Consider the following 23063-nt stretch of genomic DNA (forward strand, 5'->3'; position numbering starts at 1 on the left):
ACCCGCTAACTGTCTAAAAAGAGAGCATAAATGGATCTGTCTATCGTACTGGTTTCCCCCGCAAGAGCAGAAAATGTTGGCGCTGCGGCGCGGGCGATGAAGACCATGGGGTTTACCGATTTGCGAATCGTCGCCAGTGATGCGCATTGCGATCCTGCGGCACGCCGCGTCGCGCATGGTTCGGGAGATATTCTCGATAATTTAACCACTTATGCAACACTCGCTGATGCATTGCATGATGCTTCCTTTACCGTTGCTACCACCGCCCGTGGGCGCTCGAAGTTTCATTACTATGCAACACCCGCTGAACTGGTACCGCTGCTGGCCGAAAAGAGTCAGTGGTTGCCAAAAATCGCGCTGGTTTTTGGCCGTGAAGATTCCGGTCTGACTAACGATGAACTGGCGCTTGCCGACGTGCTAACCGGCGTACCGATGGTGGCTGATTATCCATCACTGAATTTAGGCCAGGCGGTGATGGTGTATTGCTATCAATTAGCGTCCTTAATGCAAATCCCTGCTCAGCCCGCTGCCGGGGTGGATGAGAATCAACTCACTGCATTGCGGGCGCGAACCGATCGCCTCCTGGCGTCGCTGAATGTCGCCGACGATCAGAAAATGGTGGACTGGCTGCAGCAACGGCTGGGTCTTTTAGCGCAGCGAGACACCGCAATGTTGCACCGGTTACTGCACGATATCGAAAAAAAACTTGCAGAGTAAAGTTCTGTCATCGTTTTTTGTTATGGTTAAATATTCCGTAAAAATGCGGTGCACCCGGTCTGATCTGGTGAGAAATAAAAACGCAGGCAGCGAGACGTGAAAATGCGACGAAGGGCACTGAAATTAGAAATAAATTGACTTAGCCCTGCGGATGCTTTAACCAATAGAGGTATACAGGACAGACAGATAATAATTACAGAGTACACAACATCCATGAAACGCATCAGCATCACCATTATTACTACAACCATCATCATTACCACAGGTAACGGTGCGGGCTGACGCGTACAGGAAAGAAAAGAAAAAGCCCGCACCTGAACAGTGCGGGCTTTTTTTTCGACTAAAGATTACGAGGAAACAACCATGCGAGTGTTGAAGTTCGGCGGTACATCAGTGGCAAATGCAGAACGTTTTCTGCGTGTTGCCGATATCCTGGAAAGCAATGCCAGGCAGGGGCAGGTTGCAACGGTGCTGTCTGCCCCGGCTAAAATTACCAACCACCTGGTGGCGATGATTGAGAAAACCATCGGGGGGCAGGATGCGCTGCCGAACATCAGCGATGCCGAACATATTTTTACCGCCCTGCTGCAGGGACTGGCCGATGCCCAACCAGGCTTCCCCCACGCGCAGCTGAAAGCGTATGTTGAGCAAGAATTTGCGCAGATTAAACACGTTCTGCACGGTATCAGCCTGTTGGGGCAATGCCCGGACAGCATTAACGCGGCACTGATCTGCCGCGGTGAAAAGCTCTCGATCGCCATTATGGCGGGCCTGCTGGAAGCGCGCGGCCACCACGTCACGGTTATCGATCCGGTTGAAAAACTGCTCGCCGTAGGTCATTACCTCGAATCGACCGTTGATATCACCGAATCCACCCGCCGCATCGCCGCAGGTAAAATTCCAGCCGACCATATGATCCTGATGGCCGGTTTCACCGCCGGAAACGACAAAGGCGAACTGGTTGTTCTGGGCCGTAACGGCTCTGACTATTCTGCCGCGGTGCTGGCTGCTTGCCTGCGCGCCGACTGCTGTGAAATCTGGACCGATGTCGACGGTGTGTATACCTGTGACCCGCGTCAGGTACCGGATGCGCGACTGCTGAAGTCGATGTCCTATCAGGAAGCGATGGAGCTGTCTTATTTCGGTGCCAAAGTGCTCCACCCGCGCACCATCGCTCCGATTGCCCAGTTCCAGATCCCGTGCCTGATTAAAAATACCGGTAATCCGCAGGCACCGGGCACGCTGATTGGTGCCAGTAATGACGAAGACGGTCTGCCGGTAAAAGGCATTTCTAATCTTAACAACATGGCGATGTTCAACGTCTCCGGTCCGGGCATGAAGGGCATGGTCGGCATGGCGGCGCGCGTGTTTGCGGCGATGTCGCGCAACGGCATTTCCGTGGTGCTGATCACCCAGTCCTCCTCCGAATACAGTATCAGCTTCTGTGTCCCGCAGGCTGACTGCCTGCGCGCGCGCCGTGCACTGGAAGAGGAGTTTTACCTTGAGTTAAAAGAGGAGTTACTGGAGCAACTGGCCATTCAGGAGCATCTGGCGATTATCTCTGTGGTCGGGGATGGCATGCGCACCCTGCGCGGTATCTCCGCGAAGTTCTTTGCGGCGCTGGCTCGGGCCAACATCAACATTGTGGCGATTGCGCAGGGCTCTTCCGAGCGCTCAATTTCTGTGGTGGTGGCTAACGATGACGCCACCACCGGCGTACGCGTGACTCACCAGATGTTATTCAATACCGACCAGGTGATTGAAGTGTTCCTGATTGGCGTCGGCGGTGTCGGTGGTGCCTTACTGGAACAGCTTAAGCGTCAGCAGGCGTGGCTCAAGAAAAAGCATATCGATCTGCGCGTGTGCGGTATCGCCAACTCAAAAGCGCTGTTGACCAATGTTCACGGGTTAAACCTGGATAACTGGCAGGCAGAGATGGCGGAGGCGAAAGAGCCGTTTAACCTGGGTCGCCTGATCCGTCTGGTGAAAGAGTACCATCTGCTGAACCCGGTGATTGTTGACTGTACGTCACACCAGGCAGTGGCCGATCAGTACGCCGACTTCCTGCGTGAAGGCTTCCACGTGGTCACGCCCAACAAAAAGGCCAACACCTCGTCGATGGATTACTACCATCAGATGCGCCATGCGGCGGCCAAATCGCGACGTAAATTCCTCTACGACACCAACGTTGGCGCGGGGCTGCCGGTTATCGAAAACCTGCAAAACCTGCTCAACGCCGGTGATGAACTGCAGCGTTTTTCCGGCATCCTGTCGGGTTCGCTGTCCTTTATCTTCGGTAAGCTCGACGAAGGCATGAGCCTGTCGGAGGCGACGAAAGTGGCGCGTGAGCTGGGCTATACCGAGCCCGATCCGCGTGACGATCTCTCCGGTACCGATGTGGCGCGGAAGCTGCTGATCCTCGCCCGTGAAACGGGTCGCGAGCTGGAGCTGGCGGATATCGTTATCGAACCGGTTCTGCCGGACAGTTTCGATGATTCTGGCGATGTGAGCACCTTTATGGCGAATCTGCCCCAACTGGACGATCGCTTCGCGGCCCGTGTCGCAAAAGCCCGTGATGAAGGGAAGGTATTGCGCTATGTTGGCAACATCGAAGAAGACGGTGTTTGCCGCGTGAAGGTGGCGGAAGTCGACGGTAACGATCCGCTGTTCAAAGTGAAAAATGGTGAAAACGCACTGGCGTTTTACAGCCACTATTATCAGCCACTGCCGCTGGTGCTTCGCGGCTATGGCGCAGGGAACGATGTGACGGCGGCGGGCGTGTTTGCCGATCTGCTGCGTACCCTGTCATGGAAGTTAGGAGTTTAACATGGTGAAAGTTTATGCCCCGGCTTCCAGCGCCAATATGAGCGTCGGATTTGATGTGCTGGGCGCGGCGGTGACGCCGGTGGATGGGTCATCGCTGGGTGATACGGTGACGGTAGAGGCGGCGGAGCATTTTAGTTTAACCAACGTCGGGCGCTTCGCCATCAATCTGCCAACAGAGCCGCGTGAGAATATTGTTTATCAGTGCTGGGAGCGTTTTTGTCAGGAGATCGGTAAGAACGTGCCGGTCGCCATGACCCTGGAAAAGAGCATGCCGATTGGTTCCGGATTAGGTTCCAGCGCTTGTTCGGTGGTGGCTGGCCTGGTGGCGATGAATGAGTATTGTGGCAAGCCGCTGAATAATACCCGTCTGCTGGCCTTGATGGGCGAGCTGGAAGGGCGGATCTCCGGCAGCATCCATTACGATAACGTCGCCCCCTGTTTCCTCGGCGGTATGCAGCTGATGATCGAAGAGAACGGCATCATCAGCCAGCAGGTGCCGGGCTTTGACGAGTGGCTATGGGTGCTGGCGTACCCAGGCATTAAAGTCTCTACCGCTGAAGCGCGTGCGATCCTGCCTGCACAATATCGTCGTCAGGACTGTATTGCACACGGTCGCCATCTGGCGGGCTTTATTCATGCCTGCTACACCCGTCAACCCGGGCTTGCGGCAAAACTGATGAAAGACGTGATTGCTGAACCGTACCGCACCAAATTGCTGCCGGGCTTCAATGAAGCGCGCAGCGCCGCGCTGGATATCGGCGCGCTGGCCTGCGGTATTTCCGGCTCTGGCCCGACGCTGTTTGCGCTGTGCGATAAGCCGGATACGGCTGAGCGAGTCGCGGCCTGGCTGGAAAAAAATTACCTGCAAAATCAGGAAGGCTTTGTTCATATTTGCCGTCTGGATACGGCGGGCGCACGAGTACTGGGATAAACGATGAAACTCTACAATCTGAAAGATCATAACGAGCAGGTCAGCTTCGCGCAGGCGTTGACTCAGGGGCTGGGTAAAAATCAGGGTCTGTTCTTCCCGCACGAGCTGCCGGAATTTGGCCTGACTGAAATTGACGAAATGCTGAAGCAGGACTTCGTCAGCCGCAGCACCAAAATCCTCTCCGCCTTTATCGGCGACGAAATTCCGCAGGCGCAGCTGGAAGAGCGCGTGCGCGCGGCGTTTGCCTTCCCGGCACCGGTAAGCCAGATTGAGCCGGACGTCGGCTGCCTTGAGCTGTTCCACGGCCCGACGCTGGCGTTTAAAGATTTTGGCGGCCGCTTCATGGCGCAAATGCTGACCCACATCAGCGGCGACAAACCGGTCACCATCCTGACTGCAACCTCCGGTGATACCGGTGCGGCGGTCGCGCATGCCTTCTACGGCCTGAAAAACGTGCGTGTGGTGATCCTCTATCCGCAGGGCAAAATCAGCCCGCTGCAGGAAAAACTGTTCTGTACGCTCGGCGGGAACATTGAAACTGTCGCCATCGACGGCGACTTCGATGCCTGTCAGGCGCTGGTTAAGCAGGCGTTCGATGACGAAGAGCTGAAAGAGGCCCTGGGTCTTAACTCTGCCAACTCCATCAACATCAGCCGTCTGCTGGCGCAGATTTGCTACTACTTCGAAGCGGTGGCGCAGCTGCCACAGGAAGCGCGCAACCAGCTGGTGATCTCGGTGCCAAGCGGCAACTTTGGTGACCTGACGGCGGGCCTGCTGGCGAAGTCTCTCGGCCTGCCGGTGAAGCGTTTTATCGCTGCCACCAATGCCAATGACACGGTGCCGCGTTTCCTGAAAGAGGGCAAATGGACGCCAAATACCACTCAGGCAACCTTGTCCAACGCGATGGATGTGTCACAGCCTAACAACTGGCCGCGCGTAGAAGAGCTGTTCCGCCGTAAAATCTGGCGTCTCAATGAGCTGGGCTATGCCGCGATCACTGACGAAACCACCAAACAGACCATGCGCGAGCTGAAGGCGGTGGGCTACACCTCTGAGCCACATGCTGCTGTGGCGTATCGCGCCCTGCGCGATCAGCTGAACCCAGGCGAATATGGCTTGTTCCTTGGCACCGCCCATCCGGCGAAGTTTAAAGAGAGTGTCGATGAAATCCTCGGCGAATCCCTGCCGCTGCCAAAAGCGCTGGCCGACCGCGCCGATCTGCCGCTACTGTCGCACAACCTGCCAGCGGATTTTGCCGCGCTGCGTAAGCTGATGATGACCCGCGGGTAATTATTTGTTGTACGTTTTCCTCACGTATGCCGGGTAAGGCGAAGCCGCCACCCGGCTTTTTTATGGAGAAAATAAGGAGAAAAATAGCAGAGAAAAAGCAGAAATTCCCAATAAATGCGGTCACTTACAGATTAGGATTGCAGAGAATAACATCCCCACGCCCCCTCACGTAATCTCCTCCCATCGGCCCACATCGGGCAAGAATGAAAGGAGAAACCTATGTCTACATTGAAACCTGCGCTTCTGGCGCTTTCGCTGATGCTGGTGGCTACGATGGCGGTGCAGGCCGCTGAAATTACGCTGGTACCGGCGGTCAAGCTGCAGATTGGCGATCGGGACAACCGCGGGCATCACTGGGATGGCGGCCACTGGCGTGACAACGACTGGTGGAAATCACACTATGAGTGGCGGGATAACCGCTGGCGCCCGCATGACGATCGTCATGATAATCACCACCACGATCGTCACGATGACCACCGTCCGGGGCCGGATCGGAAGCATCATTAATCAGCATCGTGCAACGGGGACATTACTGCTCGTGGCGTTTAAACACCAGTTCACCTTTCCCTGACGCGTTTGCGTCAAAGAAATAGCCTTCGCTGTTAAACGCCGTCAACTGATCGGCTTTGGTCAGACGATTTTCAATGATGTAACGGCTCATCAGTCCGCGCGCTTTTTTGGCGTAGAAGCTGATCACTTTGAACTTACCGTTTTTCTCATCGAGAAATACCGGTTTGATGATCTCGGCATCCAGCTTTTTCGGCTTCACGGATTTGTAGTACTCGTCGGACGCCAGGTTGATAACGACGTTATCGCCCTGCGCTTTCAGGGCATCATTCAGCTTGTTAGTGATGACCTCACCCCAAAACTGATACAGGTCTTTGCCTTTGGCATTCTCCAGACGGATCCCCATCTCCAGACGGTAGGGTTGCATCAGATCCAACGGACGCAGAACACCGTACAAACCTGACAGCATGCGCAGGTGCTGCTGGGCAAAATCAAAATCCGCTTCGCTGAAAGATTCTGCCCGCAGGCCAGTGTAGACATCGCCTTTAAAGGCCAGCAGAGCCTGACGGGCGTTAGACGGGGTAAAGTCCGGCTGCCAGTCGTGGAAGCGGGTGGCGTTCAAATCGGCCAGTTTGTCGCTGATGCTCATCAGTTTGGCAATTTGCGGCGCCGACAGCTTACGCGCCTCGCGGATCAAGTGCTGGGAATGATCCAGCAGTTCAGGCTGGGTATAGCGCTCAGTGGCAAGCGGGCTCTGGTAGTCGAGCGTTTTAGCAGGTGAAATCAGAATCAGCATATCCAGTCCTTGCAGGAGATTTAAGGCGACTTTAACAAAAAAACCGCCTGGATTGATCGATGACTGTTATTGACGCGGCAAATCATCCCATGCGCCCGGCGCAAGCTGGGAGGCGATTTCGGGATAGCGTGACGCATCGAAAACCGGCTGGATACCCAGCTTTCGCTGGCGGAGATAGTCCTGGCCCAGCAGGCTGACCACCGGCGAAAGCAGCAGGATGGCCATCAGATTGGTTATCGCCATCAGCGCCATAATGATATCCGCCAGTTGCCAGACCAGCGGCAGGCTGAGCAGCGATCCGATCAGTACCATCGTCACCACGCTTCCCCGCAACAGCCAGCGGGATTTGCGGGCATCAGGGTGTAAAAAGATCAGGTTATTTTCGGCGTAAATGTAATTTACCACGATCGAACTGAACGCAAACAAAATGAGGATAATCGCGACGAATCCCGCGCCCCAGGCGCCCGTCAGGTTCACCAGCGCCTGCTGAACCAACTGAATACCGGAAACATTACCCGGGTTCCCAAGCGGCCCGGCAAGCAGCACGATCATCGCGCTGGCGGTACAAATAATAATGGTATCAACAAAGACGCCAATCATCTGCACTACGCCCTGGGCAGCAGGGTGGGGCGGCCAGGAGGCCGCCGCCGCCGCGGCATTCGGGGTAGAACCCATTCCTGCTTCGTTGGAAAACATACCGCGCTGGAACCCTGCCGTCAGGGCCTGGCTGAGGGTATAGCCCAGCGCACCAGCGGCAGCTTCGCGCCAGCCAAAGGCGCTTTTGAAAATCATGGCAAAGACTGCCGGTAGTTGGTCTGCATGCCAGACGCAGACGATCAGGCTGGCTACAACCCACAGCAGCGCCATCACCGGCACCATCCATTGCATCAGGCGGGCAACGCCGCGTATCCCGGTCAGGATCACCACCAACGTGCCGATCGCCAGCACGCTGCCGGTCACGATCTCCGGGAGGTCAAAGGCAAAACGCAGCGCGTGGGCGACCGAGTTAGCCTGGACGGTATTGAAGATCACGCCGTAGGCGATAAGCAGAAAGACCGAAAACAACACCCCCATCCAGCGCATGCCGAGGCCGCGGGCCATATACCAGGCCGGGCCGCCGCGAAACTGCCCCTGCTTATCCGGTTCTTTATAGAGCTGGGCCAGCGAACACTCCGCAAATGAGGTCGCCATACCGATGATGGCGGTGACCCACATCCAGAAGATCGCCCCCGGGCCGCCTGCCGCGATCGCCAGCGCCACCCCGGCCAGATTTCCGCTGCCGACGCGGGCCGCAAGGCTGGTGCACAGCGCCTGGAACGAAGTTAAGCCGCCCGGCTGGGGAGACAGGCTGTTTTTCAGATTTTTGCCAAGCTGAGGAATTGAACGAAACTGAATAAAACGGCTGCGAAAAGTGAACCAGATACCTGCGGCGAATAGCAGGTAAATCATCACCGAACCCCACAGGATTTCGTTAATAAACGACAGAAAATCAGGCATTAACGTCCCTCTTGTTGATGCCGAAGTGCATAGGTAATCGCAACGAATGATTGAGTAAACAGCTAATTAACATGCGGTTAATAGGCCAAGTTTATCACACTATCGCCCAGGGCACTGTCTGCGGTTGCGCTGACCTTCCGGCGTGTTATCATCAGGGCAGACCGGTTACATCCCCCTAACAGTTCACCTGTCATTTTTCCGTTTCTGGCATCACGCTGGTAACGCGAATTATCCAGGGCAAGTTAAAGAGAAACACTATCATGACGGATAAATTAACCTCCCTTCGTCAGTTCACGACTGTTGTCGCTGACACCGGAGATATCGCGGCAATGAAGTTGTACCAGCCGCAGGATGCCACAACGAACCCTTCTCTGATCCTTAACGCTGCGCAGATCCCTGAATACCGCAAACTGATTGATGACGCTATTGCATGGGCAAAAACCCAGAGCAGCGACCGCGCTCAGCAGGTGATTGATGCGTCGGATAAACTGGCTGTTAACATCGGTCTGGAAATTCTGAAACTGGTTCCGGGTCGTATCTCTACCGAAGTTGATGCGCGTCTGTCCTACGACACCGAAGCGTCCATCGCGAAAGCCAAGCACCTGATCAAGCTGTACAACGATGCGGGCATCAGCAACGATCGCATTCTGATCAAACTGGCTTCCACCTGGCAGGGCATCCGTGCTGCTGAGCAGCTGGAAAAAGAAGGCATCAACTGTAACCTGACGCTGCTGTTCTCCTTCGCGCAGGCGCGTGCATGTGCAGAAGCGGGCGTGTTCCTGATTTCTCCGTTCGTGGGCCGTATTCTGGACTGGTACAAAACCAACACGGATAAGAAAGAGTACGCACCGGCTGAAGATCCAGGCGTAGTTTCCGTGACCGAAATCTACGAATACTACAAACAGCATGGCTATGAAACCGTGGTGATGGGCGCAAGCTTCCGTAACCTGGGCGAAATCCTGGAACTGGCTGGCTGTGACCGCCTGACCATCGCACCTGCCCTGCTGAAAGAACTGGCAGAAAGCGAAGGCGCGATCGAGCGTAAACTGAGCTTCAGCGGTGAAGTGAAAGCCCGTCCTGAGCGCATCACAGAAGCTGAATTCCTGTGGCAGCACAACCAGGATCCAATGGCAGTAGACAAACTGGCGGACGGTATCCGTAAGTTTGCTGTTGACCAGGAAAAACTGGAAAAAATGATCGGCGATCTGCTGTAATCATTTATAGCGTGGCCGGGCTCCCGGCCACGTTTGCTACTTCTTTCGGATCCTGTCTGTAATTCCTCTCTGCGTGTATCATTCCGTTATCTGCATTATTTAAATGGAATGGATATGAATACCTTACGCATCGGCTTAGTTTCCGTCTCTGACCGCGCCTCGAGCGGTGTCTATGAAGACAAAGGCATTCCCGCTCTGGAAGCGTGGCTGGCCGCGGCCCTGACCACCCCTTTTGAAGTGCTCACCCGCTTGATCCCTGATGAACAGGCCGTTATCGAGCAAACCCTGTGTGAACTGGTTGATGAAATGAGCTGCCATCTGGTGCTGACCACCGGCGGTACGGGTCCGGCGCGTCGTGATGTTACCCCGGATGCGACCCTGGCGATTGCCGATCGTCAGATGCCCGGTTTCGGTGAACAGATGCGCCAGATTAGCCTGCACTTTGTCCCGACGGCGATCCTTTCACGTCAGGTGGGGGTGATCCGCAAGCAGGCGTTGATCCTCAATTTGCCAGGCCAGCCGAAGTCGATTAAAGAGACCCTCGAAGGGGTGAAAGGGGACGACGGGAAGGTGGTTGTGGCGGGTATCTTCGCCAGTGTACCGTATTGTGTACAACTGCTGGAGGGACCCTACGTGGAAACCGATCCGCAGGTGGTAGCAGCTTTTCGTCCTAAAAGTGCACGGCGTGAAACAATCTCCTGAAATTAACAATTATGTGACATAAGCTGCAGGGTCTGTGGCGTGCTGATTGATTTACGGTATAGTAATTTTTTCTTTACGATCGCTGTAAATAATAATCAACAACACAGGTCAACTGGTTCGCTATGTCACAAAATACCCGGCCTCTCAATCGTCAGGATTATAAAACGCTCACGCTTGCCGCACTCGGTGGCGCGCTGGAGTTTTATGACTTCATCATCTTCGTCTTTTTCGCCACCGTCGTCGGCGCGTTATTCTTCCCGGCGGATATTCCCGAATGGCTGCGTCAGGTGCAGACCTTTGGCATCTTTGCTGCCGGGTATCTGGCGCGCCCGCTGGGCGGGATTGTGATGGCCCACTTTGGCGATCTGGTGGGACGCAAAAAGATGTTCACTCTCAGTATCCTGCTGATGGCGGTGCCAACGCTGGCAATTGGCTTGCTGCCAACCTATGCCTCAATGGGAATTATTGCCCCAGTATTGCTCTTGTTGATGCGTATTCTGCAGGGCGCGGCGATTGGCGGTGAAGTGCCCGGTGCCTGGGTCTTTGTCGCGGAACATGTTCCGGCACGCCGGATCGGTATCGCCTGCGGTACGCTGACTGCCGGGCTGACGGTAGGGATTTTGCTGGGTTCGGTAGTGGCGACGCTTATCAATACCAGTATGACACCACAGGAAGTACTCGACTGGGGCTGGCGTATTCCGTTCCTGCTGGGTGGGGCTTTTGGCCTGGTGGCGATGTACCTGCGCCGCTGGCTGCAGGAAACGCCAGTCTTCCTCGAGATGCAGCAGCGCAAGGCGCTGGCGCAGGAGCTGCCGGTCAAAGCGGTGGTGGTGCGGCATAAAAAGGCGGTCGTGGTGTCGATGCTGCTGACCTGGCTGCTTTCGGCGGGCATTGTGGTGGTGATCCTGATGTCGCCGGTCTGGTTGCAAAAACAGTATGGCTTTGCCCCGGCGGTGACGCTGCAGGCGAACAGCATTGCCACCATCATGCTGTGCTTTGGCTGTTTGATTGCCGGGCTGGCGGTGGATCGCATGGGTTCGAGCCTGACATTTATTATTGGCAGCCTGCTGCTGGCGGGGTCGAGCTGGGCGTTTTACCACCTGGCGGGCAGCCATCCTGAGCAGCTATTCCTGCTGTACGGCACGGTTGGGCTGTGCGTGGGCGTGGTGGGTGCGGTGCCTTACGTGATGGTGCGGGCCTTCCCGCCAGAAGTGCGTTTCACCGGCATCTCCTTCTCCTATAACGTCTCGTACGCCATCTTTGGTGGATTAACGCCGATCGTGGTTACGCTGATGATGGGCGTGTCGCCGATGGCACCTGCCTGGTACGTGCTGGCGCTGTCGCTGATGGGATTGGGGCTCGGAGTCTGGCTGCGTCAAAAGCCGGTTGAAGCCCCGGTTCTGGCCGGGTAGGGCGAAGCCACCACCCGGCACATTGTTAGTGAGAAGGGGTATAGCTCAGGATGATGTTGTCATCCGGAATATGGGTAAAGTCTTTTATAATGGTGTGGTAATCCGCCAGCGGATCCACATCGTTAAACAGCGTTGGGTAGAAAATTTTGCTCAGTGTCTCAACGGCGACGATGTTGTACGGGTTGTTATAGAAGTGGTGATAGAGCGCCCCCGTGTGACCTTGTGCCACCGCCGGAATGCTGGCCACGCCCTGGCGTGCCATCAGGGCATTGAACGCTGCGCTGACATCGTTTTCCGGTACGTTATAGCCAAACGGGATAATCGCCGTGCCTTTGCCTGGACGTTTTGAACCGGTCATCAGGTAGTAATCAGGATTCAGGGAGATTATCTTCTCGACCGACACATTCCCGGTTGCGCCTGGCAGCAGCTGCGAGCCAATGTTGGTGCCGCCGGCGGCTTCTACCAGCCCGCCCCAGCCGTTACGTGCATGGGTGAAGCAGCAGCCGTTATCCAGCCCGCCGACACCGGCAATCGGCTCGATAAAGACCAGCGGTTTTTTGCTGGCCGTTGCCAGACGCTGGTGGATCCTATCCAGGCGCTGCTGATAGAAATCGATATAGGCCTGCGCGCGTTCGCTTTGACCCATTACCTTACCCAGCAGGGCAATACTTGGCAGGGTGTTCTCGACCGGGTGCAGTTCGTAGTCAACAAACACCACCGGGATGTGCAAGGCTTCGAGCTGTGCCAGTACGCCAGTCTGCACCAGCGAGGGCTTTGCGCGCAGCTGGGCGATCATCAGGTCGGGCTGACGCGAGATAACCGTTTCCAGATCCACGTTCCCCTGGTCGGAAAACTTCATATCGAGGATCTTTTCCGCTTCTGGCCATTTACGCTTCAGCAGATTCCAGGTTTCGCTGTCCTGTTTCTTCGGCAGGTTGTTCCACGCCACCACTTTGGCAAACGGGTTATCGCGTTCCAGCAAGGCGAGGGCAAAAATGTCGCGCCCGTCCTGCAGAATAATGCGCTGCGGTTCGTGTTCAATCGTGACCGTGCGGTTATCAAGATCTTTCACTGTCACCGGCCAGACTTGCGCCTGCGCGAGTAAAGGTGAAAGTAACAGTGCCAGCCCACTGGCGGCCGCGATGATTTTCTTCAACGTCATGTTTTCCCCGTCTTTTTTCTTATGGTATTACCCCGTCGACCACCACATGCGGTAAGCCACGGGAACAGTATTCAACCCTGCCGTCCACGCCATACACCGTCGCCAGGCTGGTGGGGGAGACCACCTCACCCGGTAAACCGCTGGCAATCAGCTCGCCGCCTTTCAGCATCAGCGCATACTGGGCATGGCGTAGCGCGATGTTGATGTCATGGATCACCACCACGGTAACGATGTTACGCAGCCGCGTTTCACGGGCGACGATATCCATAACATGGAACTGATAGTTAAGGTCGAGGGCGCTCAGGGGCTCGTCCAGCAGCAGCAGATCGGGCTCGCGGATCAGCGATTGCGCCAGGCCAATCAGCTGCTTTTGTCCGCCGGAAAGTTGATCGAGAAAGCTCATCGCCAGATGGGCGACACCCAGCTTCTCAAGAATGGCGTACGCCTCCTGCTCGACGTTGTGCCCATAAGCACTGCCGCTGGCCCGTCGGGCGACAATCACCGATTCCAGCGCGTGCAGATGTACACCCTGCGGCAGGGATTGCGGCAGATACACCACCTTTTGTGCGCGTGTTGCTGAAGGCAATGTCATCAGGTCTTCGCCATTCAGCAGCAGTTCTCCCTGCGCGGGGTTTAGGTCCGCCAGCGCGCGCAGCAACGTGGATTTGCCCGAGCCGTTTGGCCCAAGCAGCGCGGTGATGTCTCCGCGAGGCAGCAGTGGGGTAGTCAGCCCATTAATGATTTTTTTCTTACGGTAACCCGTCTGTAAATCGTGGATGCGCAGGCCGTCGGTCATACGTTCCCCCGATGACGAATAATGATGCTGAGGAAAAACGGCACACCCACCAGCGAGGTGACAATACCGACGGGAATGATGACGCCGGGCACAATGTTCTTGGAGAGCACCGACGCCAGAGAGAGCACCAGTGCGCCAATCAGCATGCTGCCTGGCAGGTAAAAGCGATGATCCTCGCCAAACATCATGCGTGAGATATGCGGTGCAACCAGGCCGATAAAACCGACCGGCCCGACAAAGGCGACCGTGAGTGCAGAGATAATGCTGATGCGCAGCAGGGCAGTAAGGCGCAGCTTCTTCACGTTGATGCCAAAACTGACGGCGCGATCTTCACCCAGGCGCAACGCCGTCAGCTTCCAGGCATTTTTTAGCGACAGCGGCACGATAATCACCAGCGCTACGCCGAGGATCGCGAGCTTATCCCAGGAGGCTCTGGCCAGGCTTCCCATTGTCCAGAACACCAGCCCCTGCAGAGTATCTTCGCTGGCGACAAACTGCAGAATGGAAATCAATGCATTAAAGGTAAACACCAGCGCGATACCAAACAACACCACGCCCGAGGTCGCCACACGTGTCCAGCGGCTGATGCCATCAAGAATAAAACAGGCCAGTAGGGCGAAGACAAAGGCATTTGCGGGAATAAACCACTTATCGGCAATACCGGGGATCCCTAAGCCAAGCACGATGGCCAGCGCCGCACCAAAGGAGGCGGCGGAAGAGACGCCAAGCGTAAACGGGCTGGCAAGGGGGTTATTCAGGATGGTCTGCATCTCTGCTCCGGCCAGCCCCAGCGCCATGCCGACGGCGATAGCCATCAAGGCAAAGGGCAGACGCAAATCCCAGACGATGACCCGCGTGCCCGCATCTGCGGCACCCGCATTCACTAAGGTGTGCCAGAGCGTGGAAACGGAGATGCCGGACGGGCCAATCGTGAAGTCGAGGATCAGCGAGCAAATAATGAGTGCGAAGAGTACCGCTGCCAGTGCAAAGCGCCTGACGAGGACCTTACGGTAATGTAACGCAACGGAGGATTCGCCTGAGCGATGGCTGGCGGTAAGACTGGAATTCATTGGATACCCTTATGCAACACAATAAAATCGTGGTATCCCCATCCGTTCCTGATGAGAGTGCTGCATGATATCCGCTATCCAGGAGACACCTGGGGACGATATTTCAAGTGATAATGCTTATCAATACAATGCGGGGGTTAAGACGGTTTCATTGACGGATTGTTTGGCTTCTGGCGAAAAACTAATCGAATCAGCGGGGATTTCGTGCCCGCAGCGCGGGCACGAAAGGGGGATTAGTGCTTTTCACCAATCGGCAGAACGGTACGGCCGAACTGTTCGTTCAGCACTTCGCCCATTGCCAGGTAAATGGCGCTCGCGCCGCAGACCAGGCCAATCCAGCCAGCAACGTGAATGATGCCTTCACCGTTATCGACCAGATGGCCAACAGACAGCAGAGCAAACAGCACGGTCAGGCTCAGGAACACGAACTGCAGCGCACGGTTACCGACCAGTGTGCCGAAGAACATGAACAGGGTGAAGACGCCCCACAGACCCAGATACACGCCCATGAATTGTGCGTTCGCAGCATCTGCCAGCCCCATTTTTGGCAGCAGCAGAATAGCGACCAGCGTCAGCCAGAAGGAGCCGTACGAGGTAAACGCGGTTAAACCGAAGGTATTGCCTTTCTTATATTCCAGCAGCCCTGCGAAGATTTGCGCGATGCCGCCGTAGAAAATGCCCATCGCCAGGATAACGCCATCCATCGGGAAAACCCCAATGTTATGCAGGTTCAGCAGAATGGTAGTCATGCCGAAACCCATCAGACCCAGCGGAGCCGGATTAGCCAACTTAGTGTTGCCCATAATTCCTCAAAAAATCATCATTAATATGGTGAAATGGTGTGACCCTCGCCAATTCTCCCTGGCGGGGCGCGGCATGATAATCAGCGCAGGCGACGGCGTCTATGATCTGAGCAGGGTGAAATTAAAAATTTTTTTATCCTCCCCCCTTGATGGATGCCGTTGCGACCCCATCTTGTAGTCAACCGCAGTGAGTGAACCTGAAAAAAAGCAAATCAGGGACAGTTGAAAAAGCATCATCTGCCCTTATTACTGGTTCACAACCACATGTATGACCGAATTTTTAGTGGAGACGTTTAGATGGGTAAAATTATTGGTATCGACCTGGGTACTACCAACTCTTGTGTAGCGATTATGGACGGCACTACTGCACGTGTGCTGGAGAACGCCGAGGGCGATCGCACCACGCCTTCTATCATTGCTTATACCCAGGATGGTGAAACTCTGGTTGGTCAGCCGGCTAAACGTCAGGCAGTGACAAACCCGCAAAACACCCTGTTTGCGATTAAACGCCTGATTGGCCGCCGCTTCCAGGACGAAGAAGTGCAGCGTGATGAAGCCATCATGCCGTACAAAATCATCGGTGCTGATAACGGTGATGCGTGGATTGATGTTAAAGGTCAGAAAATGGCACCGCCGCAGATCTCTGCTGAAGTGCTGAAAAAAATGAAGAAAACGGCTGAAGATTACCTGGGCGAACCGGTAACTGAAGCGGTTATCACCGTACCGGCATACTTTAACGATGCTCAGCGTCAGGCAACCAAAGACGCGGGCCGTATCGCAGGTCTGGAAGTCAAACGTATCATCAACGAACCGACTGCCGCTGCGCTGGCTTACGGTCTGGATAAAGAAGTCGGCAACCGTACTATCGCGGTATACGACCTTGGTGGCGGTACTTTCGATATCTCTATTATCGAAATCGACGAAGTTGACGGCGAAAAAACCTTCGAAGTTCTGGCAACCAACGGTGATACCCACCTGGGTGGTGAAGATTTCGACAGCCGTATGATCAACTACCTCGTTGACGAGTTTAAGAAAGATCAGGGCATTGACCTGCGTAACGACCCGCTGGCAATGCAGCGCCTGAAAGAAGCCGCAGAAAAAGCGAAAATCGAGCTCTCTTCTGCGCAGCAGACCGACGTGAACCTGCCGTACATCACTGCAGACGCGACCGGTCCGAAACACATGAACATTAAAGTGACTCGCGCGAAACTGGAAAGCCTGGTAGAAGACCTGGTTAACCGTTCTATCGAGCCGCTGAAAGTTGCTCTGCAGGACGCAGGTCTGTCCGTATCCGAAATCCAGGACGTTATCCTGGTCGGTGGTCAGACGCGTATGCCAATGGTTCAGAAGAAAGTAGCTGAATTCTTTGGTAAAGAGCCGCGTAAAGACGTTAACCCGGACGAAGCTGTGGCTATCGGCGCTGCGGTCCAGGGTGGTGTACTGAGTGGTGAAGTGAAAGACGTACTGCTGCTGGACGTGACCCCGCTGTCGCTGGGTATCGAAACCATGGGCGGCGTGATGACTGCGCTGATCAGCAAAAACACCACTATCCCGACCAAGCACAGCCAGGTGTTCTCTACCGCTGAAGACAACCAGTCTGCGGTAACCATCCATGTGCTGCAGGGTGAGCGTAAACGTGCTGCGGATAACAAAGATCTGGGTCAGTTTAACCTGGATGGTATCAGCCCGGCGCCGCGCGGTATGCCGCAGATCGAAGTGACCTTCGACATCGATGCTGACGGTATTCTGCACGTTTCCGCGAAAGACAAAAACAGCGGTAAAGAGCAGAAGATCACCATCAAGGCCTCTTCTGGTCTGAACGAAGAAGAGATCCAGAAGATGGTGCGCGAAGCGGAAGCCAACGCGGAATCTGACCGTAAGTTCGAAGAGCTGGTTCAGACCCGTAACCAGGGCGACCATCTGCTGCACAGCACCCGTAAGCAGGTTGAAGAAGCGGGCGACAAACTGCCAGCAGACGACAAAACCGCTATCGAGTCTGCACTGAGCGCGCTGGAAACGTCTCTGAAAGGCGAAGACAAAGCAGATATCGAAGCCAAAATGCAGGAACTGGCACAGGTTTCCGAGAAGCTGATGGAAATCGCCCAGCAGCAACACGCTCAGCAGCAAGCTGGCGCGGGTGCTGACGCTTCTGCGAACAACGCGAAAGATGACGATGTTGTCGACGCAGAGTTTGAAGAAGTGAAAGACAAAAAATAATCGCCCTTTGAACGGGTAAAACACTGGCACGGGCGAAGAGGTTTCCTCTCCGCCCGTGCACGCATGTTAGGGGCAGATAAAACAAGATGGCAAAGCTTGATTATTACGAGATTTTAGGCGTTTCCAAAACAGCGGAAGAGCGTGAAATCAAAAAGGCCTATAAGCGGCTGGCCATGAAATTCCACCCGGACCGTAACCAGGGTGATAAAGAGGCCGAAGCCAAATTTAAAGAGATCAAAGAAGCCTACGAGATCCTGACCGATGCCCAGAAACGTGCGGCATACGATCAGTATGGTCATGCCGCGTTTGAACAAGGCGGGATGGGCGGCGGCGGTGGCTTCGGTGGCGGCGGCGGAGCTGATTTCAACGATATCTTTGGTGACGTATTCGGCGATATCTTCGGCGGTGGCCGTGGTCGCCAGCGTGCATCTCGTGGCGCAGACCTGCGTTACAACATGGACCTGTCGCTGGAAGAAGCCGTACGTGGCGTGACGAAAGAGATCCGTATTCCGACGCTGGAAGGATGTGATGTTTGCCACGGCAGCGGCGCGAAAGTCGGCACCAAACCGCAGACCTGTCCAACCTGTCACGGCTCCGGCCAGGTGCAGATGCGTCAGGGCTTTTTTGCAGTACAACAGGGCTGTCCGCACTGCCAGGGTCGCGGTACGCTGATCAAAGATCCGTGCAACAAGTGCCACGGACACGGTCGCGTTGAGAAGACCAAAACCCTGTCCGTTAAGATCCCGGCGGGCGTGGATACCGGCGATCGTATTCGTCTGACCGGTGAAGGCGAAGCGGGCGAGCATGGCGCTCCGGCAGGCGATCTGTACGTTCAGGTTCAGGTGAAACAGCACGCGATTTTTGAGCGTGAAGGCAACAACCTGTACTGCGAAGTGCCGATCAACTTTGCGATGGCGGCGATGGGCGGCGAAATTGAAGTGCCGACGCTGGATGGTCGCGTAAACCTGAAAGTACCGGGTGAAACTCAAACCGGTAAGCTGTTCCGTATGCGTGGCAAAGGCGTTAAATCGGTACGCGGCGGTGCGCAGGGTGATCTGTTGTGTCGCGTGGTGGTAGAAACCCCGGTTGGTCTGAATGACAAGCAGAAGCAACTGCTCAAAGAGCTGCAGGAAAGCTTCGGTGGCCCGACGGGTGAAAATAACAGCCCGCGCTCGAAAAGCTTCTTTGATGGCGTGAAAAAATTCTTCGATGATTTAACCCGCTAATTTTTAGCCGTGTTTTATCTTCAAGCCCGGAAGCGATTCCGGGCTTTTTCTTTGTGAAAAAATAGTTCGTAAAAACTGAGTATATACTCAATATTAACCTGCTTTTACCGATGAATAACCGCGAGTATGATGGTTTTAACGAGGGATTGATCTAGAGAGAGAAAGTAAAAGTGAAACTTCTGCACCGTTTTTTCAAAAGTGAAGCCTCCGGCGGCATCATTCTTATTCTGGCTGCGGCCTTTGCCATGCTGCTGGCTAACCTCGGCACCACCCGTGACCTGTACCATGCGTTTCTGGAAACCCCTGTAGAGCTACGGGTCGGCGTGTTGGAAATCAACAAGAACATGCTGCTGTGGATCAACGATGCGCTGATGGCGGTCTTTTTCCTGCTGGTGGGGCTGGAAGTCAAACGTGAGCTGGTTCAGGGGTCGCTTGCCAGCCGCCAGAGAGCGGCTTTCCCGGTCATTGCCGCCATCGGCGGGATGGTGGTTCCGGCGCTTCTTTATCTGGCCTTTAACTATCAGGATCCTGTTGCCCGTCACGGCTGGGCGATCCCGGCGGCAACGGATATCGCCTTTGCGCTGGGGGTACTGGCGCTGCTGGGCAACCGCGTGCCGATGGCGCTGAAAATCTTCCTGATGGCGCTGGCGATCATTGATGACCTGGGTGCGATTGTGATTATCGCCCTGTTCTACACCAGCGAGCTGTCAGTGCTTTCACTGGGCGTGGCGGCAGCCGCTATCGCCATGCTGGCGATCCTGAACATGTGCAACGTACGTCGGATTGGCATTTATGTGCTGGTTGGGGTGATTCTGTGGACAGCGGTACTGAAATCAGGCGTGCATGCCACTCTGGCTGGCGTGATTATCGGCTTCTTTGTGCCGTTGAAGCCGCAGGACGGTAAATCACCGGCTAAGCAGCTCGAGCATGTTCTGCATCCGTGGGTGGCCTATATGATCCTGCCGCTGTTTGCGTTCGCCAATGCCGGGGTGTCGCTTGAAGGGGTGACCCTGGAGGGCCTGACATCGATGCTGCCGTTGGGTATCATCGCCGGGCTGTTTATTGGCAAGCCGCTGGGGATTAGCCTCTTCTGCTGGCTGGCGCTGAAATTTAAGCTGGCATCGTTGCCGCACGGTACCACATGGCGGCAGATCATGGCGGTCGGCGTGCTGTGTGGCATTGGTTTTACCATGTCGATTTTTATCTCGACGCTGGCGTTTGGCCCGCATGCTCCGGAGCTGATCGTCTGGGCTAAACTGGGTATTTTAACCGGTTCGCTACTGGCGGCGGTGATCGGCTATACCTTACTGAAGATGAAATTGTCGGGTCAAGTGCACCCGGCCTGACAGGACGCCGGGAGGACAGGAGTTCCTCCCGGCATTACGATCAAGGAGTGAGAATGATATGTCCCATCTTAACTACAACCATCTCTATTACTTCTGGCATGTCTATAAAGAGGGCTCAGTGGTCGGTGCTGCAGAAGCACTCTTCCTGACGCCCCAGACGATCACCGGACAGATCAAAGCGCTGGAAGAGCGCCTGCAGGGTAAATTATTCAAGCGCAAAGGACGCGGGATTGAACCGAGTGAGCTGGGTGAGCTGGTGTTTCGCTACGCGGATAAGATGTTCACGCTGAGCCAGGAAATGCTCGATATTGTTAACTATCGCAAAGAGTCGAACCTGCTCTTTGATGTGGGCGTGGCGGATGCGCTGTCAAAACGGCTGGTGAGCGGCGTGCTCGATGCTGCCGTGGTGGAAGATGAGCAGATCCACCTGCGCTGTTTCGAATCAACTCACGAGATGCTGCTGGAGCAGTTGAGTCAGCATAAGCTGGACATGATTATCTCCGACTGCCCGATCGATTCAACGCAGCAGGAAGGGCTGTTCTCGGTGAAAATTGGCGAGTGCGGCGTCAGTTTCTGGTGCAGTAACCCACCGCCAGAAAAACCGTTTCCCGCCTGCCTGGAAGAGCGCCGTTTACTGGTGCCTGGGCGGCGTTCGATGCTAGGCCGCAAGCTGCTGAACTGGTTTAACTCGCAGGGACTGAACGTTGAAATTCTGGGTGAGTTTGATGATGCGGCGCTGATGAAGGCGTTTGGCGAGGCGCATAACGCCATTTTTGTCGCGCCGACGCTGTATGCAAAGGATTTGTATGCCGATGAAAAAATTACCGAGATCGGCCGGGTCGAGAACGTGATGGAAGAGTACCACGCGATTTTTGCTGCAAGAATGATTCAGCATCCGGCGGTGCAGCGTATCTGTAATCGGGATTACTCCGCGCTATTTACCCCACCCACGTTTTGAAGGCATAAAAAAACCCGCGTTAAGCGGGTTCTTTAAAACAAGCAACAACAAGTGGCGATTAAGCCAGTTTGCTGATCTGCGCGGTCAGGTTTGCTTTATGACGCGCTGCTTTGTTTTTGTGGATCAGACCTTTAGAAGCCTGACGGTCCACGATTGGTTGCATTTCGTTAAATGCGTTCTGCGCTGCAGCTTTGTCGCCAGCTTCGATTGCTGCGTATACTTTCTTGATGAAAGTACGCATCATAGAGCGACGGCTTGCGTTGTGCTTACGAGCCTTTTCAGACTGAACGGCACGTTTCTTAGCTGATTTGATATTAGCCAAGTCCAACTCCCAAATATGATCTATGTGGACAATTCAAAGGCCGAGGAATATGCCCTCTCTACCTTCTATTGTCAATGGATTTGTGCAAATAAGCGCCGTTAATTAGCGACGCTACGTTACGTAGTGATGGCGCAGGATTCTACCAGCTTGTCTCCCCTGAATACAGCTTTTCGACACAAAAATAGTCATCAGTGCCCAGATTTTTTCGCTGTGAAAGGTAACCACGATGAAATCATTACGGCTTTCTGTTTTGCGGCAACAATCGCCGGTTAACGTTCATCGCTGTACAAGGTATACTTTCACGATTTTCACTGTTTTGAGCCAGTCATGAAGCTGATACGCGGCATACATAATCTCAGTCAGGCCCCGCACGGGTGTGTGCTGACTATTGGTAATTTCGACGGTGTGCATCGTGGGCATCAGGCGCTGTTGCAGCGATTGCGTGAAGAAGGGCAGGAACGTGGTCTGCCGGTGGTGGTGATGATTTTCGAACCACAGCCGCTTGAGCTATTTACCAGCGAAAAGGCCCCCGCGCGGCTGACCCGCCTGCGTGAAAAGGTACGCTACCTGGCGCAGTGCGGCGTGGACTATGTCCTGTGCGTCCGTTTTGATCGACGCTTTGCCGCGCTGACGGCACAAAATTTTGTCGGCGATCTGTTAGTCGAACGCCTCGGGGTGCAGTTCCTGGCCGTGGGTGATGATTTCCGCTTTGGCGCTGGTCGCCAGGGGGATTTCTTGCTATTACAGAAAGCCGGCCTGGAGTACGGCTTTGACGTCACCAGCACGCAGACCTTTTGCGAGGGCGGGGTGCGCGTCAGCAGTACGGCCGTTCGTCAGGCGCTGGCCGACGATAATCTGGACGTCGCCGAGAGTTTGCTCGGGCGCCCATTCTCTATTTCCGGGCGCGTGGTGCATGGTGATGAGCTGGGCCGCACGATTGGTTTCCCTACGGCGAACTTACCGCTGCGTCGTCAGGTCTCCCCGGTAAAAGGGGTCTTTGCGGTAGAAGTGACGGGGCTGGGTGATAAGCCCCTGCCGGGCGTGGCCAACATTGGTACCCGTCCAACAGTTGCCGGCGTACGCCAGCAGCTTGAAGTGCATTTGCTGGACGTTGTAATGGACCTATACGGTCGCCATATAGATGTAATCCTGCGTAAAAAAATACGCAATGAACAGCGATTCGCCTCGCTCGATGAACTGAAAGCACAAATCGCGAGAGATGAATTAACAGCCCGTGAACTTTTTGGGCTATCAAATCCGGCTTAATGCCT

Annotated in this window: 21 protein-coding genes, 1 pseudogene and 1 other annotated feature; of the genes and pseudogenes, 15 read left to right on the forward strand and 7 right to left on the reverse strand. The window is 55.1% G+C overall.

All coding sequences use genetic code 11. The annotated features are described in order from the left end of the window. The first annotated feature begins 30 nt into the window (after window positions 1-30). From M8013_RS04590 to M8013_RS04615, 6 genes are all read left to right on the forward strand, one after another. A complete protein-coding gene (locus M8013_RS04590; RefSeq protein ID WP_271266630.1) occupies window positions 31-717 on the forward strand; it encodes a tRNA/rRNA methyltransferase in 687 nt (228 codons plus the stop codon). A 213-nt stretch (window positions 718-930) separates the two neighbouring features. Then, window positions 931-999 carry a thr operon leader peptide gene (gene thrL, locus M8013_RS04595; RefSeq protein WP_271266736.1) on the forward strand — a complete coding sequence of 23 codons (69 nt, stop codon included), beginning with the start codon at window positions 931-933 and terminating at the stop codon, window positions 997-999. Next, window positions 938-1055, forward strand: a sequence feature (Thr leader region). Its footprint overlaps the gene before it by 62 nt. A gap of 25 nt (window positions 1056-1080) precedes the next feature. Continuing rightward, entirely contained in the window at window positions 1081-3543 is a 2463-nt protein-coding gene (thrA, locus tag M8013_RS04600) for a bifunctional aspartate kinase/homoserine dehydrogenase I (protein ID WP_271266631.1), read from the forward strand. A gap of 1 nt (window position 3544) precedes the next feature. Then, window positions 3545-4474 (forward strand): homoserine kinase, encoded by a 930-nt coding sequence (gene thrB, locus M8013_RS04605; RefSeq protein WP_271266632.1) that lies wholly within the window; start codon window positions 3545-3547, stop codon window positions 4472-4474. Window positions 4475-4477: 3 nt separating this feature from the next. Further along, window positions 4478-5764 carry a threonine synthase gene (thrC, locus tag M8013_RS04610; RefSeq protein ID WP_271266633.1) on the forward strand — a complete coding sequence of 429 codons (1287 nt, stop codon included), beginning with the start codon at window positions 4478-4480 and terminating at the stop codon, window positions 5762-5764. Window positions 5765-5983: 219 nt separating this feature from the next. After that, window positions 5984-6271, forward strand: coding sequence for a DUF2502 domain-containing protein (locus M8013_RS04615; protein ID WP_271266634.1), 288 nt, complete (start codon window positions 5984-5986; stop codon window positions 6269-6271). 22 nt (window positions 6272-6293) lie between these two features. Here the strand turns inward: M8013_RS04615 and yaaA are convergent, their stop codons facing one another. Both yaaA and M8013_RS04625 read right to left on the reverse strand, forming a co-directional pair. Continuing rightward, a complete protein-coding gene (yaaA, locus tag M8013_RS04620; protein WP_271266635.1) occupies window positions 6294-7067 on the reverse strand; it encodes a peroxide stress protein YaaA in 774 nt (257 codons plus the stop codon). Window positions 7068-7133: 66 nt separating this feature from the next. Continuing rightward, window positions 7134-8564 (reverse strand): alanine/glycine:cation symporter family protein, encoded by a 1431-nt coding sequence (locus M8013_RS04625; RefSeq protein ID WP_271266636.1) that lies wholly within the window; start codon window positions 8562-8564, stop codon window positions 7134-7136. Between the two features lie 260 nt (window positions 8565-8824). Here M8013_RS04625 and tal point away from each other — a divergent pair, with 260 nt between their 5' ends. The 3 genes from tal (at window position 8825) to M8013_RS04640 (ending at window position 11892) form a co-directional block, all read left to right on the forward strand. Beyond that, a complete protein-coding gene (gene tal, locus M8013_RS04630) occupies window positions 8825-9778 on the forward strand; it encodes a transaldolase (protein ID WP_271266637.1) in 954 nt (317 codons plus the stop codon). Between the two features lie 114 nt (window positions 9779-9892). Continuing rightward, complete coding sequence (mog, locus tag M8013_RS04635) at window positions 9893-10480, forward strand: molybdopterin adenylyltransferase (protein WP_271266638.1); 588 nt, start codon at window positions 9893-9895, stop codon at window positions 10478-10480. Between the two features lie 122 nt (window positions 10481-10602). Then, entirely contained in the window at window positions 10603-11892 is a 1290-nt protein-coding gene (locus M8013_RS04640) for an MFS transporter (RefSeq protein WP_271266639.1), read from the forward strand. A 25-nt stretch (window positions 11893-11917) separates the two neighbouring features. Here M8013_RS04640 and M8013_RS04645 read toward each other — a convergent pair whose 3' ends face one another. From M8013_RS04645 to satP, 4 genes are all read right to left on the reverse strand, one after another. Further along, window positions 11918-13054 carry an ABC transporter substrate-binding protein gene (locus tag M8013_RS04645; protein ID WP_271266640.1) on the reverse strand — a complete coding sequence of 379 codons (1137 nt, stop codon included), beginning with the start codon at window positions 13052-13054 and terminating at the stop codon, window positions 11918-11920. Between the two features lie 19 nt (window positions 13055-13073). Continuing rightward, window positions 13074-13850, reverse strand: a complete 777-nt coding sequence (locus M8013_RS04650) for an ABC transporter ATP-binding protein (RefSeq protein WP_271266641.1) — start codon at window positions 13848-13850, stop codon at window positions 13074-13076. Further along, on the reverse strand, window positions 13847-14920 hold the full coding sequence (locus M8013_RS04655; protein ID WP_271266642.1) for a FecCD family ABC transporter permease: 1074 nt from the start codon (window positions 14918-14920) through the stop codon (window positions 13847-13849). The genes M8013_RS04650 and M8013_RS04655 overlap by 4 nt, the downstream gene beginning before the upstream one ends. A gap of 233 nt (window positions 14921-15153) precedes the next feature. Continuing rightward, window positions 15154-15723 (reverse strand): acetate uptake transporter, encoded by a 570-nt coding sequence (gene satP, locus M8013_RS04660; RefSeq protein WP_271266643.1) that lies wholly within the window; start codon window positions 15721-15723, stop codon window positions 15154-15156. Window positions 15724-16020: 297 nt separating this feature from the next. On the opposite strand from satP, the gene dnaK reads away from it, so the two are divergent. The 4 genes from dnaK (at window position 16021) to nhaR (ending at window position 21470) form a co-directional block, all read left to right on the forward strand. Then, on the forward strand, window positions 16021-17940 hold the full coding sequence (dnaK, locus tag M8013_RS04665; protein ID WP_271266644.1) for a molecular chaperone DnaK: 1920 nt from the start codon (window positions 16021-16023) through the stop codon (window positions 17938-17940). A gap of 86 nt (window positions 17941-18026) precedes the next feature. Further along, the gene (dnaJ, locus tag M8013_RS04670) at window positions 18027-19166 is read left to right on the forward strand and encodes a molecular chaperone DnaJ (protein ID WP_271266645.1); all 1140 of its coding nucleotides are present in this window, start codon (window positions 18027-18029) and stop codon (window positions 19164-19166) included. A gap of 170 nt (window positions 19167-19336) precedes the next feature. Next, window positions 19337-20512: a Na+/H+ antiporter NhaA gene (nhaA, locus tag M8013_RS04675; RefSeq protein ID WP_271266646.1), complete on the forward strand. Its 1176-nt coding sequence runs from the start codon at window positions 19337-19339 to the stop codon at window positions 20510-20512. A gap of 58 nt (window positions 20513-20570) precedes the next feature. Continuing rightward, on the forward strand, window positions 20571-21470 hold the full coding sequence (gene nhaR / locus M8013_RS04680) for a transcriptional activator NhaR (RefSeq protein WP_271266647.1): 900 nt from the start codon (window positions 20571-20573) through the stop codon (window positions 21468-21470). 58 nt (window positions 21471-21528) lie between these two features. Here nhaR and rpsT read toward each other — a convergent pair whose 3' ends face one another. After that, window positions 21529-21792 carry a 30S ribosomal protein S20 gene (gene rpsT / locus M8013_RS04685; RefSeq protein WP_271266648.1) on the reverse strand — a complete coding sequence of 88 codons (264 nt, stop codon included), beginning with the start codon at window positions 21790-21792 and terminating at the stop codon, window positions 21529-21531. A gap of 101 nt (window positions 21793-21893) precedes the next feature. On the opposite strand from rpsT, the pseudogene M8013_RS04690 reads away from it, so the two are divergent. Further along, a pseudogene (locus tag M8013_RS04690) lies at window positions 21894-22112 on the forward strand (DUF2575 domain-containing protein). 7 nt (window positions 22113-22119) lie between these two features. Continuing rightward, window positions 22120-23058 carry a bifunctional riboflavin kinase/FAD synthetase gene (gene ribF, locus M8013_RS04695; protein ID WP_271266649.1) on the forward strand — a complete coding sequence of 313 codons (939 nt, stop codon included), beginning with the start codon at window positions 22120-22122 and terminating at the stop codon, window positions 23056-23058. The last annotated feature ends 5 nt before the right edge of the window (window positions 23059-23063 follow it).

This window comes from Silvania confinis (assembly GCF_025564085.1).
Taxonomy (GTDB): Bacteria; Pseudomonadota; Gammaproteobacteria; order Enterobacterales; family Enterobacteriaceae; genus Enterobacter; species Enterobacter confinis.

Coding starts and splice junctions, on each gene's coding strand:
- M8013_RS04625 (WP_271266636.1), bottom strand. CDS start 8,564: ATGCCTGATTTTCTGTCGTTTATTAACGAAATCCTGTGGGGTTCGGTG.
- nhaR (WP_271266647.1), top strand. CDS start 20,571: ATGTCCCATCTTAACTACAACCATCTCTATTACTTCTGGCATGTCTAT.
- M8013_RS04615 (WP_271266634.1), top strand. CDS start 5,984: ATGTCTACATTGAAACCTGCGCTTCTGGCGCTTTCGCTGATGCTGGTG.
- tal (WP_271266637.1), top strand. CDS start 8,825: ATGACGGATAAATTAACCTCCCTTCGTCAGTTCACGACTGTTGTCGCT.
- mog (WP_271266638.1), top strand. CDS start 9,893: ATGAATACCTTACGCATCGGCTTAGTTTCCGTCTCTGACCGCGCCTCG.
- M8013_RS04655 (WP_271266642.1), bottom strand. CDS start 14,920: ATGAATTCCAGTCTTACCGCCAGCCATCGCTCAGGCGAATCCTCCGTT.
- thrC (WP_271266633.1), top strand. CDS start 4,478: ATGAAACTCTACAATCTGAAAGATCATAACGAGCAGGTCAGCTTCGCG.
- ribF (WP_271266649.1), top strand. CDS start 22,120: ATGAAGCTGATACGCGGCATACATAATCTCAGTCAGGCCCCGCACGGG.
- thrB (WP_271266632.1), top strand. CDS start 3,545: ATGGTGAAAGTTTATGCCCCGGCTTCCAGCGCCAATATGAGCGTCGGA.
- M8013_RS04590 (WP_271266630.1), top strand. CDS start 31: ATGGATCTGTCTATCGTACTGGTTTCCCCCGCAAGAGCAGAAAATGTT.
- thrA (WP_271266631.1), top strand. CDS start 1,081: ATGCGAGTGTTGAAGTTCGGCGGTACATCAGTGGCAAATGCAGAACGT.
- dnaK (WP_271266644.1), top strand. CDS start 16,021: ATGGGTAAAATTATTGGTATCGACCTGGGTACTACCAACTCTTGTGTA.
- M8013_RS04640 (WP_271266639.1), top strand. CDS start 10,603: ATGTCACAAAATACCCGGCCTCTCAATCGTCAGGATTATAAAACGCTC.
- M8013_RS04650 (WP_271266641.1), bottom strand. CDS start 13,850: ATGACCGACGGCCTGCGCATCCACGATTTACAGACGGGTTACCGTAAG.
- satP (WP_271266643.1), bottom strand. CDS start 15,723: ATGGGCAACACTAAGTTGGCTAATCCGGCTCCGCTGGGTCTGATGGGT.
- dnaJ (WP_271266645.1), top strand. CDS start 18,027: ATGGCAAAGCTTGATTATTACGAGATTTTAGGCGTTTCCAAAACAGCG.
- M8013_RS04645 (WP_271266640.1), bottom strand. CDS start 13,054: ATGACGTTGAAGAAAATCATCGCGGCCGCCAGTGGGCTGGCACTGTTA.
- yaaA (WP_271266635.1), bottom strand. CDS start 7,067: ATGCTGATTCTGATTTCACCTGCTAAAACGCTCGACTACCAGAGCCCG.